The organism is Noviherbaspirillum sp. ST9, assembly GCF_048799745.1.
Classification (GTDB): Bacteria; Pseudomonadota; Gammaproteobacteria; order Burkholderiales; family Burkholderiaceae_D; genus Noviherbaspirillum.
Genome location: NZ_JBLWFR010000037.1, coordinates 1 through 953, shown reverse-complemented (window position 1 = coordinate 953; position 953 = coordinate 1). Strand labels below are relative to the sequence as shown.

General features: G+C 47.0%; 2 protein-coding genes. Both read right to left on the bottom strand.

The features are described 5' to 3' along the window. The coding region (locus ACNOHI_RS24590) for a hypothetical protein (protein ID WP_420477358.1) at window positions 1-219 on the bottom strand (219 nt) is incomplete at its 3' end. 22 nt (window positions 220-241) lie between these two features. After that, window positions 242-953: glycoside hydrolase family 3 C-terminal domain-containing protein (locus ACNOHI_RS24585; protein WP_420477357.1), on the bottom strand; the 712-nt coding region annotated here is incomplete at its 5' end.

The window sequence follows — 953 nt, the reverse complement described above, 5'->3', positions numbered from 1 at the left end:
GTGAAAGGCTTGCCCGGCAAGATGATGATACAATGCATTAGGTGCATCGCTGAACATCATCCAGGTGTGCGTTCCGCGTATTCCGTCGAATTCTTTTTGTGCCCGGGCGCCCGGACAACCAGCAAAACTGATTACCAGGGTAATGCAAGCTGCTCTGACCGAATTTGACAGCTTTCTTATACCTAACTGTTTTTTGGTGTTTGTGTCCGGAAGATTCATGTTACTTCTCTGATTTACCTTCTTATTGAACCAAGGTTAACGCTGTCTCCAGTTTGATATCGTCCGAAGCGGCACCTATCATCAACTTAAAATTACCGGGTTCCGCTACCCATTCGAGATGGCGGTTAAAGAATGACAGGTAGTCTTTTGTGATGGTGAACCGGACAACTTTAGACTCACCGGGCTTTAATGACACTTTCCTGAAATCCTTCAGTTCCTTTAACGGCCTTACGACAGAAGCTACAGGATCCTGCAGATATAACTGAGCGACTTCCTCTCCTGCGATCGCTCCGGTATTTGTAAGAGTGAAACTTAATTCTGATGTTTCGTTAGCGGATATGGAGGACTTACTGAGCTTCAGGCCTGAATAGGAGAACTTCGTGTAGCTCAATCCATGCCCGAAGGCATATTGCGGACTGTTCGGGGAATCAATATAGGCCGATTTGTATTTAATATCATCCGGGCTTTTAACAGGTTTACCGGTATTGTATTGTGTATACGAAATGGGGATCTGGCCGATGGAACGCGGAAATGTTACCGGTAATTTACCGGATGGATTATAATCTCCAAACAGTACGCCGGCGATGGCGTTTCCGGCTTCTGCCCCCAGCCACCAGGCGTATACTATAGCTGAGGCTTTTCGGGCAACTTTATTGAAGATCAGCGGCCTTCCCGCCATTAATACCACGACAACGGGTTTGCCGGTAGCCTCAATGGCTTCAAAAAGAGCTTCC